Raw genomic sequence first — 15,581 nt, 5'->3', positions numbered from 1 at the left:
CCCCTGCCGCACCCGTCAGGCGGCGGTCACCCGATGGTTCCCCGGCGCCATGCCAAGAACCGATATCCCGGAGGTTGCAGGAAACAATGAAACCCCTACGTTCGTCGAGAAGTAGGCGGATCGCCAGTGCGGCGGTCGTCGTCGGTGCCCTGTTGGCCACCGCGGCGTGTGGCGGCGGCTCCAAAGACGACAAGGGCGAGGGCGCCGGGTTCAACGCCGGGGCGAAGGGCATCGCCAGCAAGTCGACCAAGACGGGCGGCACGCTCAAGTTCGTCAACAAGCAGGACTTCGACTCGCTCGACCCGCAGCGCCAGTACTACGGCTTCGCCTGGGACTTCTCGCGGTTCTACGCGCGCCAACTGATCACCTACGCCCCCAAGCCGGGCAAGGCGAGCAACACCCTGGTCCCCGACCTGGCCACCTCCAACGCCAAGATCACCGACGGCGGCAAGACCTACACCTACACCCTGCGCGACGGGATCACCTGGGAGGACGGCTCGCCGATCACCTCGCAGGACATCAAGTACGGCATCGAGCGCATCTGGGCCAAGGACGTCGTCTCCGGCGGCCCGGCCTATCTGCGCCAGGTCCTCGACCCCGACGGCAAGTACAAGGGCCCGTACAAGGACAAGACCAAGGACAAGCTGGGCCTGCAGGCGATCGAGACGCCGGACGCGAAGACCATTCGCTTCCACCTGCCCAAGCCCAACGGTGACTTCGAGCAGATGCTGGCCATGCCCACCGGCTCGCCCGTGAAGGCGTCCAAGGACACCGGCGCCAGGTACACCAACCAGCCCTTCTCCTCCGGCCCGTACAAGGTTCAGTCGTACAAGCCGGGCAAGGGCGCGGTGCTGGTCCGCAACACCAAGTGGCAGAAGGCGTCCGACCCGATCCGCCCGGCCCTGCCGGACAAGATCACGGTGGACCTCAACTCCAACCTGGACGCCATCGACCAGCGGCTGATCAAGGGCGACTACGACGTCTTCCTCAGCGCCACCGGCATGAGCCAGGCCGGCCGCAACGACGCGCTCAAGCAGCACAAGGGCAACGTCGACAACATGGAGACGAGCTTCGTCCGCTACGTCGACTTCGTCACCAAGGTCAAGCCGTTCGACAACGTCCACTGCCGCAAGGCGGTCTTCTACGCCACCGACTACAGGGCGCTGCAGACCACCCGCGGCGGCCCGCAGGCCGGCGGTGACATCGCTCCCAACATGCTCCCGAAGAGCATCGCGGGCTCGGACGAGTACGACCCGTACGGCGTCCTCGAGCGCACCAGCAAGACGGGCAAGGAGTACGACGCGGCCATGGGCGAGGCCCGGGCCAAGGCCAAGGACGAGCTGAAGCAGTGCGGCAAGCCGGGCGGCTTCAAGGCCAACATCGTCGCCCGTAACGACCAGCCGAACGAGGTCGAGGCCGCCGAGACGCTCCAGGAGTCGCTGGCCAAGGTCGGCATCGACATCGAGGTCAACAACATCGACGGCGCCTCCTCGTCGAGCATCACCGGTTCCCCCGCGGTGATGAAGAAGCGCGGCTACGGTCTGTCCATGACCGGCTGGGGCCCCGACTTCCCGACCGGCCAGGGCTTCGAGCAGCCGCTGATCGACGGCCGCTTCATCCAGCAGACCGGTAACTACAACGTCTCCGAGACCAACGACCCGAAGATCAACGGATACTTCGACGACGCGCTCAAGGAGACCGACCCGGCCGCGGCGGGCGAGATCTACAAGAAGATCAACCACGCCATCGCCGACCAGGCCGTGCAGATGCCCTTCCTCTACGAGAAGAACATCACCTGGCGCAGCTCCCGGCTGACCAACGCCTTCTCTTCGGCGGCCTACAACGGCCGTTACGACTACTCCCAGCTCGGCGTCGTCAAGTGATGGTTCGCCAAGCGACCGTCACACCCCACCATCGCCGAACCGTATAGGCCCGAAGGGCAGGTGATGGCCGCGGGCGGTGGTCCGGGAGCCCCCTGATCGGGGCCCCGGGCCGCCGCCGGGCCGCGCACAGTGCTTGCATATGTCATCCGGCGCTTGTTCGCCGTCATCATGATGCTGTTGGTCGTCACGCTCACGACCTTCGCCATCTTCTTCATGATCCCGAAGTGGGCCGGTTCCGATCCCGCGCTCCTCTTCGTCGGCAAACAGTCCGACCCGGAGGCCATCGAGGGCATCAGACAGAAACTGAGCCTCGACGATCCGCTGCTGGTGCAGTTCTGGCACTTCGTCGAGGGTCTGTTCGTCGGCCGTGACTATGCCAACGGCAACGATGTCACCCACTGCCCCGCGCCCTGCTTCGGCTACTCCTTCCGCACCGAGCAGGCGGTGTGGCCGCAGCTGACCGACGCCATGCCGGTCACCCTCTCGCTCGCCGCGGGCGCCTGTGTGCTGTGGCTGACCGGCGGCGTCCTCACCGGCGTCGTCTCCGCGCTGCGCCGGGGCAGCCTGTGGGACCGCGCGGCGATGAGCATCGCCCTCGCCGGTGTCTCGCTGCCCATCTACTTCACCGGTCTGCTCTCCCTGGCCGTCTTCAGCTACCAGTTGAACTGGGTCGACGTGGACTACCAGGGGCTCGGCGAGAATCCGGCGGTGTGGTTCCAGAGCCTGGTGCTCCCCTGGATCACCCTCGCGTTCCTCTACGCCGCGACCTACGCCCGGCTCACCCGCGCCACCATGCTGGAGATCATGGGTGAGGACTACATCCGCACGGCCCGCGCCAAGGGCCTGCGGGAGCGGGTCGTCATCGGACGGCACGCCATGCGCTCCACCTGGACCCCCATCCTCACCCTGCTCGGCCTGGACCTCGGCGCCCTGCTGGGCGGCGCGGTGCTGACCGAGACCACCTACAACCTGCCGGGCCTCGGCCGGCTCGCGGTGACCGCGATCAGCAACAAGGATCTGCCGGTCATCCTCGGCGTCACCCTGATGGCGGCCCTGTTCATCGTGGTGGCCAACCTCATCGTGGACCTCCTGTACGCCGTCGTCGACCCGCGAGTGAGGCTCGGATGACCGATCTCAGCAAGCCCGAGAAGACCGGTGGCGAGCTGCCGGCCACCGGTACCGCGCTCGGGGAGGTGGCCGCGGCCGGCTCCGCCGCCCCCACCGCCTTCCTCGAGGTCCGTGATCTCCAGGTCCATTTCCCGACGGACGACGGCCTGGTCAAGTCGGTGGACGGGCTCAGCTTCCGGCTGGAGAAGGGCAAGACGCTCGGCATCGTCGGCGAGTCAGGCTCCGGCAAGTCCGTCACCTCGCTGGGCATCATGGGCCTGCACACCGCCGGGCAGTACGGCCGGCGCAAGGCGCGGATCTCCGGCGAGATCTGGCTCAACGGGCAGGAGCTGCTGGGCGCCGACCCGGACGAGGTGCGCAAGCTCCGGGGCCGCGAGATCGCGATGATCTTCCAGGATCCGCTGTCCGCGCTGCACCCCTACTACACCATCGGCCGCCAGATCTCCGAGGCGTACCGGGTCCACCACGACGTCACCAAGGACGTGGCCCGCAAGCGAGCCGTAGAGATGCTGGACCGCGTCGGCATCCCGCAGCCGGACAAGCGGGTGGACAGCTATCCGCACGAGTTCTCCGGCGGCATGCGACAGCGCGCGATGATCGCGATGGCGCTGGTGAACAACCCCGAGCTGCTGATCGCCGACGAGCCGACCACCGCCCTGGACGTCACCGTGCAGGCGCAGATCCTCGACCTCATCCGGGATCTCCAGAAGGAGTTCGGCTCCGCGGTCATCATCATCACCCACGACCTGGGCGTCGTCGCCGAGCTCGCCGATGACCTCCTGGTGATGTACGGCGGCCGCTGCGTCGAGCGCGGCCCGGCCGAGAAGGTCTTCTACGAGCCCCAGCACCCGTACACCTGGGGCCTGCTCGGCTCGATGCCGCGCATCGACCGCGACCAGACCGACCGCCTCATCCCGGTCAAGGGCTCCCCGCCCAGCCTGATCAACGTGCCCTCCGGCTGCGCCTTCCACCCGCGCTGCCCGTACGCCGATGTGCCCAAGGACAACATCACGCGCACCGAGCGGCCGGAGCTGCGTCTGGCCGGGAGCGCCGACCACTTCTCCGCGTGTCACATGACGCAGGAGGAGCGCACGCGGATCTGGACCGAAGAGATTGCGCCGAAGCTGTGACGGACACGAAGGATCCGAAGATGACGGTCCCGGAGCAGGCGACCACCACCCCCGAACCCCTGCTCAAGGTGTCCGGCCTGGTCAAGCACTTCCCCCTCAAGAAGGGGCTGCTGCAGCGGCAGGCCGGCGCGGTGCAGGCGGTGGACGGCCTGGACTTCGAGGTACGGCCCGGGGAGACCCTGGGCGTGGTGGGCGAGTCGGGCTGCGGCAAGTCCACCATGGGGCGGCTGATCACCCGGCTGCTCGAACCCACCCGTGGGAAGATCGAGTTCGAGGGCAAGGACATCACCCACCTCGGCACCGCCGGGATGCGGCCGATGCGCCGCGATGTGCAGATGATCTTCCAGGACCCGTACTCCTCGCTGAACCCCCGGCACACGATCGGCACCATCGTCAGTGCGCCCTTCCGGCTCCAGGGAGTCAAGCCGGAGGGCGGCATCAAGGCCGAGGTGCAGCGGCTGCTGGCGCTGGTCGGCCTCAACCCCGAGCACTACAACCGCTATCCGCACGAGTTCTCCGGCGGCCAGCGCCAGCGCATCGGCATCGCCCGGGCGCTCGCGCTCAATCCCAAGCTGGTCGTCGCGGACGAGCCGGTCTCGGCGCTGGACGTCTCGATCCAGGCGCAGGTGGTCAACCTGCTGGACGACCTCCAGGACGAGCTGGGCCTCACCTATGTGATCATCGCGCACGACCTGTCGGTCATCCGCCATGTCTCGGACCGCATCGCGGTGATGTACCTCGGCAAGATCGTCGAGCTGGCGGACCGCAAGGACCTGTATGAGCGCCCCATGCACCCCTACACCAAGGCGCTGCTCTCGGCGGTGCCGGTGCCGGACCCCAGGCGGCGCGCCAAGCGGGAGCGGATCCTGCTCAAGGGCGATGTGCCCTCCCCGATCTCGCCGCCGTCCGGCTGCCGCTTCCACACCCGGTGCTGGAAGGCGACCGAGGTGTGCAAGCAGCAGGAGCCGCCGCTGATCGCGCTGGCGACCGGGCACCAGGTGGCCTGCCACCACCCGGAGAACGCATCTGACCAGGTGCCGGGGGAGAAGGCCGGATCCGAGGCGGCGGCGAAGGTGGAGAAGAAGATCGAGAAGGCGGAGTAGCCCGGGAAGGGGGCGGCCTGGGGGAGCGGCCCGGGACCGAGAACACCCGATGAGTAAAGATATCGGGTGTTCATCGATCTGTTCAGCCCGTCCGTCCAGCACTCGCTCGAGCTCGTCGGGATCTTCGTCTTCGCGATATCCGGCGCGCTGCTCGGCGTGCGCAAGAACTTCGACGTCTTCGGCATGGCGGTGCTCGCCGAGGTCACCGCGCTGGGCGGCGGGGTGTTCCGTGACCTGGTCATCGGCGCCGTGCCGCCGGCCGCCTTCACCGACCTCGGGTACTTCATCGCCCCGCTCGTCGCCACCGCCATCGTCTTCTTCCTGCACCCCGAGGTGGAGCGGATCACCGCGGCGGTGGGCGTCTTCGACGCGGCCGGGCTCGGGCTGTTCTGCGTCACCGGCACCGTGAAGGCGTACGACCATGGGCTCGGCCTCACCTTCTGTGCCGTCCTCGGCATGACCACGGCGATCGGCGGCGGGGTGCTGCGCGACCTCCTCGCCCACGAGGTGCCCTCGCTGCTGCGCTGGGACCGCGACCTGTACGCGGTCCCGGCCATGGTGGGCGCGACGATCGCGGCGTTCCTTATCCACTACGGCGCCCTGACCGGGGCCACCAGCGCCCTCGCGGCCGCCGTGGCGTTCCTGGTCCGGCTGATGGCGATGCGGTTCGGGTGGCGCGCGCCGCGCGCGTGGAACCGGCGCAGCACGGCGGCCGAGGAGGTCTGACCGAGCGGGCCGGTCAGGGTGCGGCAGGCGGCTCGATCAGCCCGAGCTGGGCGAGTTGGGACAGCGCGTCGTAGAAGTACTCGCCGCCCACCACCCGCCCCTCCGCGTCGTAGTGCAGGATCTCGCAGATCGTCATCCGCATCGGCTTGTGGGTGGGCGGCACGCCCGGGATCAGCTCGCCGTCGTTGACGCCGCAGCCCTCGAAGACCGCGATGGTGTGGTCCCCGGCGTCGTAGAAGCGCTCCTCTTCGACATGGACGTCGGAGAAGGCCACCGCCGCCCGCCTGGAGTGCTCCACCACCCCCTCCACCCCCTTGAGGACCTCGCCCCTGGGGTGGTCGACGAAGGTCACATCCGGGCTGAAGGGGAGGGCGGCGGCCGCCCAGTCACGGGCCCGGAACGCCTGGGTCAGCTTCTTGTGCGTCTCGAGATTGCTCACCGGCGCAGCCTCCCAGGGCCCCCTCAGCGCCGGCTCAGGGCGCGGTCAGCCGGGGGAGCGTTCACCGTGGTTGTATGGCGAGGGGGCGGTCCGGCGGGGGAGGCGCACGGTGGAGCAGCGCACCGTGGAGAAGCGCACTGTGGATGGGAGAGGCGCCGTGAAGGACACTCTGAGCTCGACCGAGGGCGGCCGCTCCGCCCTGCGGCTGGAGCGGTGGATCGCCCACCCGCCGGAGGAGGTCTGGCGGGCCCTGACCGAGCCCGCCCTGATGGCCCACTGGTTCCCCGCCGAGGTCCGGCTGGAGGCGCGGGTCGGCGGGCGGATCGACTTCGTCTTCCCCGGGCACGATGTACCGGACACCCACGGGGCCGTCACGGAGCTCGACCCGCCGCGCGTCTTCGCCTTCACCTGGGGCGACGACCAGCTCCGCTGGGAGCTGCGCCCCGAGGCCGACGGCTGCGCGCTGACCCTCACCCACACCTTCCGCGACCGCTTCGGCGCGGCCAGCTTCGCCTCCGGGTGGCACACCTGCGTTGTGGCGCTGGCCACTGTGCTGAACGGCGAGAAGATGGGTGGGGAGGCCGGTGAGGAGGCCGGGATCGCGACGGACGCGGCCGAGCTGCACGAGCGCTATGTCGAGGCGTTCGGACTGGCCGAGGGGGTCGTCGAGGCCACCGAGGACGGCTGGCGGCTGCGGTTCGAGCGGCAGCTGGTGCGTCCGGCCGAGACGGTGTGGCAGGCGCTGACCGGACCGGCCGGCGCCGAGGAGCCCGTGGTGGGCGGCGCGGTGCCGATCGGGTTCCGGACGGACGCGGTCCCACCCGGCCCGGTCGCGGACGTGACCGCGCCCCGCGAGCTCGCCTACGACTGGCTCCTCGGCGGCCGCCCGGTCGGCCGGGTCCGATGGCGGCTGACCGACGGCACCGGCCACGGCGCCCGCCTGATTCTCACCCAGACCGGCCCGGCCGAGGCCGGCGAGGAGCGGGACGCGGCGCTGGCCGAGTGGCGCAAGCACATCGTGCTGCTGGCCACGAAGCTGCTGCACATGCGGGGCTGAGGCGCGCGTCTACGCACCGAGAAAGCCCAGCAGCGCGGCCGTGAGCCCGGCCGGGGCGTCCTCCTGGACGAGATGGCCCGCGCCCTCGAACAGACGCAGCCGCGCGCCGGGGATCAGGGCCGCCAGCTCCCGCCCCCGCTCCGGCGGAATCCAGGCGTCCGCAGCGCCCCAGCAGACCAGGACGGGCAGGTCGAGCTCGCCGTAGCGGCCCTGGATCTCATCGGTGAAGCGCTGGTCGTTCTGCGCCATCTGCCGGTACAGCGCGGCCTGCCCCTGCTCGTCGCACCACGGTTCGGCGAGCCGGTCCAGGACCGCCGGGTGCAGTCCTGGGCCGCTCGCCGAGGCGACGTACTCGCGCACCAGAGCCCGGTGCAGGTCGGGCGGCAGCCGCTCGAAGACCTCGGCGTGTTCGCCGAGCAGCCGGTAGGTGGGCGAGCCCCAGGGGGCCAGGGCCACCGGGTCGACCAGGGCCAGCCGGCGGTAGCGCGCGCCGTGCAGCAGATGGGCGCGCAGGGCGACGCAGCCGCCGAAGTCGTGGGCGACGACGGACGGCGCCCGCTCATCTCCGGCCAGCCCCCAGTGGTCGAGCAGCTCGGCGAAGACCCGTGCCTGGGCGGCCAGGGAGACGTCCTGGTCCGCGCGCTTCTCCGAGGTGCCGTAGCCGGGCATGTCCCAGACGTGGACCCGGTGGCGGTCGGCGAGCGCGCGGGCGACGGACCGCCAGACGTAGGAGGAGAAGGGCGTGCCGTGGAGGAGGACGACCGGCGGGCTGTCCGGGTCGCCGAGCGCGGCCCAGCGGACCTCTCCGGAGGAGCTGCGGTGAGTGCGGTCCAGTGCCCAGTTGTCGTCGGCTGTCATGAGTAAAACGCTAGTTGCTCATGGCAGTCCTGTCGAGGCTGTTTCCTCAGCCGTTCTGATGGGCGGCGGCTTCGGCGGCGGGGACGGGCAGCAGCCCGCGCTCTCCGAAGACCTTCTTGGCGACGAAGGTGGCGTTGAGCGCCTTGGGAATGCCGCAGTAGACCGCCGCGTGCAGCAGTGCCTCCGAGATCTCGGTGGGGGTGAGCCCCACGTTCAGCGCGGCGTTGATGTGCACCTCGAGCTGCGGTTCGCAGCCGCCGAGGCCGGTGAGTATGCCGAGGGTGACCAGCTGCCGGTCCCGGGGGGCCAGCTCGGGGCGTGCGTACATGTCACCGAAGGCCCAGGCGGCGACCTGGTGGCCGAGCTCGGGGGAGATGTCGGCCAGCGAGTCGACCACGCGCTCCCCGACCTCGCCGTCGATCCGGCTGAGCACCTCCATGCCGTACTCGAACCGCTCCTGCTTGATCTTGTCGTTCGCGTTGCTCATGCCCTGGACAGTAGGAGTTGGAGCACACTCGAAGGCAAGGCCCGGGCAGGGAGCGCGTACGGGCTCCCTCTGTGCGCCCGGCACGCGCCCCCGCCCCGGCTCGTAGAATCGAGCCCACCATGGTTTACCTCGACCACGCCGCCACCACCCCGATGCTTCCGGAGGCGGTGCAGGCGATGACCGCCCAGTTCGCCGTCACCGGCAACGCCTCCTCGCTGCACGCCGCCGGCCGCCGGGCGCGCCGTACCGTCGAGGAGTCGCGCGAATCGCTCGCGGCCTCGCTGGGCGCGCGCCCGAGCGAAGTCGTCCTGACCTCGGGCGGGACCGAGGCCGACAACCTCGCGGTCAAGGGGCTCTACTGGTCCCGCAGGGACGCGGACCCCGCCCGCACCCGCGTGCTCGCCAGCCCCGTCGAGCACCACGCCGTCCTCGACGCCGTCGACTGGCTCGCCGAGCACGAGGCCGCGCGGGTCGAGTGGCTGCCCGTCGACGCGTACGGGCGGGTGCACCCCGACGCGCTGCGCGAGGCGATCGCCCGCGACCCCTCCGATGTCGCCCTTGCGACCGTGATGTGGGCCAACAACGAGATCGGCACCATCATGCCGGTGCCCGAACTGGTCGCCGTGGCGGCGGAGTTCGATATTCCGCTGCATGCCGACGCGGTCCAGGCCTTCGGCCAGCTCGACCTCGACTTCGCCGCCTCGGGCCTGGCCGCGATGACGGTCAGCGGCCACAAAATAGGCGGACCGTACGGCATCGGCGCGCTGCTCCTCGGCCGCGAGTGGACCCCGACGCCGCTGTTGCACGGCGGCGGCCAGGAGCGTCAGGTGCGCTCCGGCACGCTCGACACCCCGGCCGTCGCGGCCTTCGCGGTCGCGGCCGCCCACGCCGCCGCGCACCGCGAGGAGTTCGCGCGCGAGATCGGCGCCCTGCGCGACGCGCTGATCAGCGCAGTCCAGGCCGCCGTCCCCGACGCGATCCTGGGCGGCGACCCGGACCCGGCCGGCCGCCTCGCCGCCAACGCGCACTTCTCCTTCCCCGGCTGCGAGGGCGACTCGCTGCTCCTGCTGCTGGACGCGCGGGGTATCGAGTGCTCGACCGGCTCGGCCTGCACCGCGGGCGTCGCCCAGCCCAGCCATGTCGTCCTCGCCACCGGCACGGACCCCGACCTGGCGCGCGGCACGCTGCGCTTCTCGCTCGGCCATACGTCCACCAAGGCGGATGTGGAGGCGGTGGCGGACGCGATCGGCCCGGTGGTGGAGCGGGCGCGCGGCGCGGGGCTGAGCTAGACCGAAGGCCCGGCCGAAGGCTCGACCAATGGCGAAATTCGCCGTGGCGAAAAACACCCCCAAGGCGGGTCGGGACATCTTTCCGACCGGCCTGAAAATCCCCTCGGCGGCTAGTCTCTCCCCGGAATGCAATCCCTTCCGAGGAGGCTCAATGATGAGATTTTCGGTGAGACGGAGCATGGCCGCCGCCGCAATTTCCGCGATGGCTGTCGTGGGAACGACTGCGACGGCGCAGGCCACACCGGCCAATTCGGAATACGAGCCCGTAACCGGCATTCAGAACTGCTGGGTGGGCGGGCACACCTGGTTCGGCGTCCAGGGCGGCGAGGTCGAGGTCGCGGCCTGCTACGACATCCAGAAGGACGACCAGGGGTACAAGGCCGCCTCGGTTATCCGGATACGCCGGGAAGAGGGAACTCCGGCCCCGGTGAACATCACGACCTTCGTCACCGGTGGCGAGGACCAAAACGCCACGGCGGCGACCGTGGACGTCTCCAAGGACTCCGTATGGCATGAAGTGCGCAGCCCCTGGAACCGGGCTTCCGGTGTTTATCACGCGTATGGCTCCTACTTCGCTCCCGGGATGAAGGACGCGAACGGCTGGCCGGTGACGGCGCCGCGGGAGCTCGACTTCATGCACAACGGGCACGTCTGGCTCCCGTCATCCCCGTAAAACCAGAGCTCACCGGTCCGCCAGGGCCGCACGCACCAGCCGCAGATAGCGGTCCCAGTCCCAGTGCGGCCCGGGGTCGGTGTGGTCGGTGCCCGGCACCTCGGAGTGGTTGACGATGTGCTCGCGGTCCGCCGGAAATCCGTACCGCTCGCAGATCCTGGCCGTCAGCCGCGCCGAGGCCCGGTACATCGGCTCCGTGAAGGAGCTGGCCCGGTCCACGAACCCCTCGTGCTCGATGCCGACGCTGCGCTCGTTGTAGGGGCGGTTTCCCGCGTGGAAGGCGACGTCCAACTCGCGGACCGTCTGCGCGATACGCCCGTCGCGGCGCACCACGTAGTGCGCCGCGGCGCCGTGGCCCGGGTCCCGGAAGGCCTCCAGCGCGTCGTAGAAGCTTCCCTGGACGACATGGATCACCACCCGGTCGACGGTGTAGTCGTACGGCCGGTCCGCGCGCCGCCAGTTCTCCGGCGAGGCCGCGACCCACTCCGCCCCCGGGTAGTCGACCGCGCCCGCCTCACGCGGCTGGTCCACGCCGGGCAGCCGCCACCACAGCCGCTCCAGCTCGTCCCGCGCCGCATAGCCGACCCCGGCCAGCCCGGCGGCGACCCCGCCGATCAGCAGCGCCCGCCTCCCGAGGCGCCGCCGGCCGCCCGGCACGCCGCCGCCCGGCACGCCGTCGCTGGGCGACTCGCTGTCCTGCCCCTCGCCGCCGTCCTTGCCGGAGTCCGCGCGGTCCGGGGCGGCGGGGCCCGTGGTCTCGTTCACAGGACTCTCAACGGGCGGCGAGGCGCGTCCGGTTCCACAGGGCGCTGTCGGATCATGGCGCAAAACCCACGTTCGACGGACCGACCACTCCACCCCTGGGTAGATGAAAGTTGGACCATCTACGATTCGACGAGGAGTGAACAGCATGCGCATCGGGTTCGCACTGCCCCAGTTCGGCGCTCTGGCGCACCACCCGGAGGAGGTGGCCCGGTTCGCGCGGCAAGCCGAGGAACTCGGCGCGGCGAGCCTGTGGGTCGGCGACCGGCTGCTCGACCCGGTCGATCCGACGGTCGGATACGCGGGCGCCGACACGATCCCGCCGGAATTCCGCACCGCCCTGGACCCCTTCGCCACCCTCGCCACCGCCGCCGCCGTCACCGAGCGGGTCCAGCTGGGCAGCAACGTCATCAACGCCCCCTGGTACCCGCCGGCCGTGCTGGCCCGCTCCCTCACCACCATCGACGCGATGAGCGCGGGACGCCTGCTGGTCGGGCTCGGCACCGGCTGGTCCCCGGAGGAGTACGAGGCCGTGAACGTCCCGATGACCGAGCGCGGCCGCCGCCTCGACGAAACCCTCGACGTCCTGACCGCCTGGTGGACCGCCAACCCCGTCGAACACCACGGCGAGCACTGGACCGTGCCCGCCTCGTACATCGATCTCAAGCCGGCCGCCCGCCCCCATCCGCCCGTCTACCTGGGGGGCTTCGTCCCCACCGCCTTCCGCCGGGTGGCCCGCCGCGCCGACGGCTGGCTCCCCATCGCCGTCCCGCCCGGCCCGTTCGACCCGCAGGCCGCCGTCGTCCGCCCGATGGCCTCCATCCGGGAGGCGGCCGAGCGCGAGGGCCGCGACCCCGCCGCGCTCGACGCGATCCTGCGGGTCAACCCCACCTCCACGGCCACGGTCGAGGACATCGCGACGGTGCTGGCCCGGGCCGAGGAGGAGGCGGGCGTGGGCCACGCCTTCGTGGACCTGATCTATCTGGCCAAGGACGTGGACCAGGCCCTGGACCTGGCTCAGCGCATCCTGGACCGCGCCGGCGCCTCCTGACTGTTCCGCTACGCTCCGTAACGGATTGCCGGGGCGACGACCGCCCACTCCCAGGGCCTACCCTGGAGGGGCTATGAATGACTTCCCCGGTGCGCCCACAGGTCCCCGCGACGGCCGTCGCCTGCGCGTACTCGCCGCCATGTCCGGCGGCGTCGACTCCGCGGTCGCGGCCGCGCGCGCGGCCGAGGCGGGCCACGACGTGACCGGCGTCCACCTCGCCCTCTCCGCCAACCCGCAGTCCTTCCGCACCGGTGCCCGGGGCTGCTGCACCATCGAGGACTCGCGCGACGCCCGCCGGGCCGCGGATGTCATCGGCATCCCGTTCTATGTATGGGACCTCGCCGAGCGCTTCCGCGAGGACGTGGTGGACAACTTCATCTCCGAGTACGAGGCCGGGCGCACCCCCAACCCCTGCCTGCGCTGCAACGAGAAGATCAAGTTCGCGGCGCTCCTCGACAAGGCGCTGGCCCTCGGCTTCGACGCCGTCTGCACCGGTCACTACGCCACGGTCGTCCACCGCGAGGACGGCACCCGCGAGCTGCACCGGGCCAGTGACATGGCCAAGGACCAGTCGTACGTCCTCGGCGTCCTCGACGAGCGCCAGCTGGCCCACGCCATGTTCCCGCTCGGCGACACCCTCACCACCAAGGACGAGATCCGCGCCGAGGCCGAGCGGCGCGGCCTGGCCGTCGCCAAGAAGCCCGACAGCCACGACATCTGCTTCATCGCCGACGGCGACACCCAGGGCTTTCTGGCGGGGCACCTCGGCACCGCCGAGGGCGACATCGTCGACGAGGACGGCCGCAAGCTCGGCACCCACGAGGGCGCCTACGGCTTCACCATCGGCCAGCGCAAGGGCCTGCGCATCGGCCACCCCGCCCCCGACGGCAAGCCGCGCTACGTCCTGGACATCTCCCCGGTGAACAACACCGTCACCGTCGGCCCCGCCGAGGCCCTCGACGTCACGGCCCTCACCGCCATCACCCCCCGCTGGTGCGGCACCCCGCCCACCGGCCCCGCCACCTACACCGCCCAACTGCGCGCGCACGGCGGCGAGACCGAGGTGACGGCCACACCCGTCGATGGCGCCGGCGAGCTGCGCGTGACTTTCGCCGAGCCGGTCCGAGGCGTGGCGCCCGGCCAGGCGATCGTGCTGTACGACGCGACGCGGGTCGTGGGCTCGGCGACCATCGCGACGACGGAGCGGGCGGCTGCCCGGGCGGCGGCCTCGGCGAGCTGAGGCCAACGCCGCCCGCGGCTGTCGCTCAGGCGGGCTCCTCCCACGGGTTGATCATCAGAGCACCGGTGCGCAGCAAGTGCTTGGTATTGCGGCTCGCCACCGTCCAGCCATTGGCCAGGGCAGTGGCGGCGATGAGGGCATCCGGCGGGTCGATGCAGGTCCCGGCTGCTTTCAGCGACTTGTGCAGCGTGAGGTACGCCGTGGCTTCGCGCTCCCCGATGACGGCGACCCGGTCTCGGTACTCCAGTCGTAGCCGGGCAAGAGCGTGGGCATAGCGGGCTTGACGGGTGGGGTCAGGCGCAGCCGCGACACCTGCTTCGACCTCGGCGATGGTGATCACGCTTACGTAGCGACTCGGGCGCGGTGTTGAGTGCAACCACTCCACGACTCGCTCGTCCGGCTTCGCTTTCGTGAGCTCGGCGAGCACATTGGTGTCAAGCAGGTAGTTCACTCGGACTCCGCCTCGACGTCGTACGAGCGGGCGCCGAATTCCAGGCCCTCGAATGGAGCGGACAGGAGGAACTCTTCAAACCCATCGGTGCCCAGGGTGATCCATCGATTGAGCATCGCGGGCAGTGCATCGAACTCGGTGTCCGCCAGTTCGGCATCGAAGAGACGCTGTTGGTGGTCGGGGAGTGAATCGCGGATGTCGCGAATCGTGCGCAGCGGATGCTCGCTCTGATCTGCAGCAGTCGAGTGCCGGGCGTCGCCGGGTGCAGGTCCCATGATCATCTCCTCTGCTGCTAACTGTGCGGTCTGCATACCTACCCTTTCCTTTCAGGTTAGAGACCTCCGTGCGGAGGGGCTCGAGGATCGCCGTTCAGACGAAGGTCAAGCGGCGAGTGGCCCGGAGACCACCGCCGATGCTCGGCAGTCCCGGCAGCGGCCGGGCCGGGGTGCGCGGAAGGCGCGGTCGCAGCCGTCGCAGTTCTGCAGTGGGACGACCGGCGGGGGCGCAGCCTCGGGGGTCCGGGCCGGTGGCCGCAGCGTGGCCAGGCGGTGGGCGAGCAGCCGGGCCGGGCGGCGGGTGATGCGGGCGGGGAGCCCGGCCGTGAGCGTCTCGGCGATCTCGTACGGGCCGACCTCGCGGTCAAGCCACTCCGCGATGGCGGGGGCGAGCGCGGCGGTCTCCCGCTCGGACAGGACCAGGCGTGCGTCGCGATGGCGCAGGGACGCGAGGACGGCGGTGGCGCGGGGGTCGGCGGCCGGGGCCGGTCGGCCGTCTGGGCGCTCGGCGTGCGGCTCGGCGGCTGTGGGGCCCTCGCCGGGCGTTGGCCGCGCCGGTCCGGGCGGCAGCGGGACCTCGCGGCTCCCCGTCGTACGCCCCGGCGCGTCGTACACGAACGTCCGCGTGACGATCCGCCCGCCCGGTCCGCGCTCGACACGGCGCTCGAGCCAGCCCTCCGCCTCCAACTCGTTGAGGGCGGCGGAGATGCGGCCCCGGCCTTCCTTGAAGTGCGCGCACAGTGCGTCGATGCGGATGGACGCGCCGTCGGGGAGGGACAGGATGTACGCCGCGACGCCGACGGTCACCGCGCTGCCCGCGCGCTGGGCGAGCCGGTTGGAAAGCACGGTGAAGTTGCCGGTGTGGCGGGTGCGGATGTGGATGACGCCGGATGCCGGAGCACCGACGGAAGCGCGCACGGGCGCACTAGATGTTCTGTCCACGGAGGTTGGTGACGGACGGCACGGCTTGGTGCTCTTGAACGGGTGAGGGCCTTCCGGCTTCGGTGTGGATTGCGACATCTCCACCGA

The 15,581-nt window shown here is 70.7% G+C and carries 17 protein-coding genes; 10 read left to right on the top strand and 7 right to left on the bottom strand.

Annotated elements, in window-relative coordinates; genetic code table 11:
• The first annotated feature begins 86 nt into the window (after nucleotides 1-86).
• The 5 genes from PV419_RS36740 (at nucleotide 87) to PV419_RS36720 (ending at nucleotide 5,970) form a co-directional block, all read left to right on the top strand.
• Entirely contained in the window at nucleotides 87-1,883 is a 1,797-nt protein-coding gene (locus PV419_RS36740) for an ABC transporter substrate-binding protein (RefSeq protein WP_319696420.1), read from the top strand.
• A gap of 153 nt (nucleotides 1,884-2,036) precedes the next feature.
• Nucleotides 2,037-3,011, top strand: coding sequence for an ABC transporter permease (locus PV419_RS36735; protein ID WP_319696418.1), 975 nt, complete (start codon nucleotides 2,037-2,039; stop codon nucleotides 3,009-3,011).
• Nucleotides 3,008-4,141 carry an ABC transporter ATP-binding protein gene (locus tag PV419_RS36730; RefSeq protein ID WP_319696416.1) on the top strand — a complete coding sequence of 378 codons (1,134 nt, stop codon included), beginning with the start codon at nucleotides 3,008-3,010 and terminating at the stop codon, nucleotides 4,139-4,141. The genes PV419_RS36735 and PV419_RS36730 overlap by 4 nt, the downstream gene beginning before the upstream one ends.
• A 20-nt stretch (nucleotides 4,142-4,161) precedes the next feature.
• Complete coding sequence (locus PV419_RS36725) at nucleotides 4,162-5,244, top strand: dipeptide ABC transporter ATP-binding protein (protein ID WP_319696414.1); 1,083 nt, start codon at nucleotides 4,162-4,164, stop codon at nucleotides 5,242-5,244.
• A gap of 66 nt (nucleotides 5,245-5,310) precedes the next feature.
• Nucleotides 5,311-5,970: a trimeric intracellular cation channel family protein gene (locus PV419_RS36720; RefSeq protein WP_319696413.1), complete on the top strand. Its 660-nt coding sequence runs from the start codon at nucleotides 5,311-5,313 to the stop codon at nucleotides 5,968-5,970.
• Between the two features lie 13 nt (nucleotides 5,971-5,983).
• Here PV419_RS36720 and PV419_RS36715 read toward each other — a convergent pair whose 3' ends face one another.
• Nucleotides 5,984-6,409 carry an ester cyclase gene (locus tag PV419_RS36715; protein ID WP_319696411.1) on the bottom strand — a complete coding sequence of 142 codons (426 nt, stop codon included), beginning with the start codon at nucleotides 6,407-6,409 and terminating at the stop codon, nucleotides 5,984-5,986.
• Nucleotides 6,410-6,566: 157 nt separating this feature from the next.
• Between PV419_RS36715 and PV419_RS36710 the strand changes: the two genes are divergently transcribed.
• Nucleotides 6,567-7,466, top strand: a complete 900-nt coding sequence (locus PV419_RS36710; protein ID WP_319696410.1) for an SRPBCC family protein — start codon at nucleotides 6,567-6,569, stop codon at nucleotides 7,464-7,466.
• A gap of 9 nt (nucleotides 7,467-7,475) precedes the next feature.
• Here the strand turns inward: PV419_RS36710 and PV419_RS36705 are convergent, their stop codons facing one another.
• Both PV419_RS36705 and PV419_RS36700 read right to left on the bottom strand, forming a co-directional pair.
• A complete protein-coding gene (locus tag PV419_RS36705) occupies nucleotides 7,476-8,324 on the bottom strand; it encodes an alpha/beta fold hydrolase (RefSeq protein ID WP_319696409.1) in 849 nt (282 codons plus the stop codon).
• Nucleotides 8,325-8,370: 46 nt separating this feature from the next.
• Nucleotides 8,371-8,811: a carboxymuconolactone decarboxylase family protein gene (locus PV419_RS36700; RefSeq protein ID WP_319696408.1), complete on the bottom strand. Its 441-nt coding sequence runs from the start codon at nucleotides 8,809-8,811 to the stop codon at nucleotides 8,371-8,373.
• A 119-nt stretch (nucleotides 8,812-8,930) separates the two neighbouring features.
• Between PV419_RS36700 and PV419_RS36695 the strand changes: the two genes are divergently transcribed.
• Entirely contained in the window at nucleotides 8,931-10,100 is a 1,170-nt protein-coding gene (locus PV419_RS36695) for a cysteine desulfurase family protein (protein ID WP_319696406.1), read from the top strand.
• Nucleotides 10,101-10,278: 178 nt separating this feature from the next.
• The gene (locus PV419_RS36690) at nucleotides 10,279-10,773 is read left to right on the top strand and encodes a hypothetical protein (RefSeq protein WP_319696405.1); all 495 of its coding nucleotides are present in this window, start codon (nucleotides 10,279-10,281) and stop codon (nucleotides 10,771-10,773) included.
• A gap of 9 nt (nucleotides 10,774-10,782) precedes the next feature.
• On the opposite strand, the gene PV419_RS36685 is transcribed toward PV419_RS36690, so the two are convergent.
• Nucleotides 10,783-11,538 (bottom strand): N-acetylmuramoyl-L-alanine amidase, encoded by a 756-nt coding sequence (locus tag PV419_RS36685; RefSeq protein WP_415925458.1) that lies wholly within the window; start codon nucleotides 11,536-11,538, stop codon nucleotides 10,783-10,785.
• A gap of 145 nt (nucleotides 11,539-11,683) precedes the next feature.
• On the opposite strand from PV419_RS36685, the gene PV419_RS36680 reads away from it, so the two are divergent.
• Complete coding sequence (locus tag PV419_RS36680) at nucleotides 11,684-12,586, top strand: TIGR03619 family F420-dependent LLM class oxidoreductase (RefSeq protein ID WP_319696403.1); 903 nt, start codon at nucleotides 11,684-11,686, stop codon at nucleotides 12,584-12,586.
• A gap of 73 nt (nucleotides 12,587-12,659) precedes the next feature.
• Entirely contained in the window at nucleotides 12,660-13,826 is a 1,167-nt protein-coding gene (gene mnmA / locus PV419_RS36675; protein ID WP_319696401.1) for a tRNA 2-thiouridine(34) synthase MnmA, read from the top strand.
• 25 nt (nucleotides 13,827-13,851) lie between these two features.
• On the opposite strand, the gene PV419_RS36670 is transcribed toward mnmA, so the two are convergent.
• The 3 genes from PV419_RS36670 to PV419_RS36660 all read right to left on the bottom strand — a co-directional run bounded on the left by PV419_RS36670 (nucleotide 13,852) and on the right by PV419_RS36660 (nucleotide 15,470).
• Nucleotides 13,852-14,277, bottom strand: a complete 426-nt coding sequence (locus PV419_RS36670) for a PIN domain-containing protein (protein WP_319696400.1) — start codon at nucleotides 14,275-14,277, stop codon at nucleotides 13,852-13,854.
• Entirely contained in the window at nucleotides 14,274-14,588 is a 315-nt protein-coding gene (locus PV419_RS36665) for a hypothetical protein (protein WP_319696398.1), read from the bottom strand. Before PV419_RS36665 ends, PV419_RS36670 begins: the two co-directional genes overlap by 4 nt.
• 69 nt (nucleotides 14,589-14,657) lie before the next feature.
• Nucleotides 14,658-15,470: a hypothetical protein gene (locus PV419_RS36660; RefSeq protein ID WP_319696396.1), complete on the bottom strand. Its 813-nt coding sequence runs from the start codon at nucleotides 15,468-15,470 to the stop codon at nucleotides 14,658-14,660.
• Nucleotides 15,471-15,581: the final 111 nt, after the last annotated feature.

The organism is Streptomyces sp. ME19-01-6, assembly GCF_033793745.1.
In the GTDB taxonomy this organism is placed as follows: domain Bacteria; phylum Actinomycetota; class Actinomycetes; order Streptomycetales; family Streptomycetaceae; genus Streptomyces.
This window is presented reverse-complemented; position numbering and strand designations above follow the sequence as displayed.

What these genes read in the sequence shown, in the direction of transcription:
- PV419_RS36695 (WP_319696406.1), top strand. Translation starts at nt 8,931, where the DNA reads ATGGTTTACCTCGACCACGCCGCCACCACCCCGATGCTTCCGGAGGCG.
- PV419_RS36680 (WP_319696403.1), top strand. Translation starts at nt 11,684, where the DNA reads ATGCGCATCGGGTTCGCACTGCCCCAGTTCGGCGCTCTGGCGCACCAC.
- mnmA (WP_319696401.1), top strand. Translation starts at nt 12,660, where the DNA reads ATGAATGACTTCCCCGGTGCGCCCACAGGTCCCCGCGACGGCCGTCGC.
- PV419_RS36690 (WP_319696405.1), top strand. Translation starts at nt 10,279, where the DNA reads ATGGCCGCCGCCGCAATTTCCGCGATGGCTGTCGTGGGAACGACTGCG.
- PV419_RS36700 (WP_319696408.1), bottom strand. Translation starts at nt 8,811, where the DNA reads ATGAGCAACGCGAACGACAAGATCAAGCAGGAGCGGTTCGAGTACGGC.
- PV419_RS36730 (WP_319696416.1), top strand. Translation starts at nt 3,008, where the DNA reads ATGACCGATCTCAGCAAGCCCGAGAAGACCGGTGGCGAGCTGCCGGCC.
- PV419_RS36725 (WP_319696414.1), top strand. Translation starts at nt 4,162, where the DNA reads ATGACGGTCCCGGAGCAGGCGACCACCACCCCCGAACCCCTGCTCAAG.
- PV419_RS36705 (WP_319696409.1), bottom strand. Translation starts at nt 8,324, where the DNA reads ATGACAGCCGACGACAACTGGGCACTGGACCGCACTCACCGCAGCTCC.
- PV419_RS36740 (WP_319696420.1), top strand. Translation starts at nt 87, where the DNA reads ATGAAACCCCTACGTTCGTCGAGAAGTAGGCGGATCGCCAGTGCGGCG.
- PV419_RS36665 (WP_319696398.1), bottom strand. Translation starts at nt 14,588, where the DNA reads ATGCAGACCGCACAGTTAGCAGCAGAGGAGATGATCATGGGACCTGCA.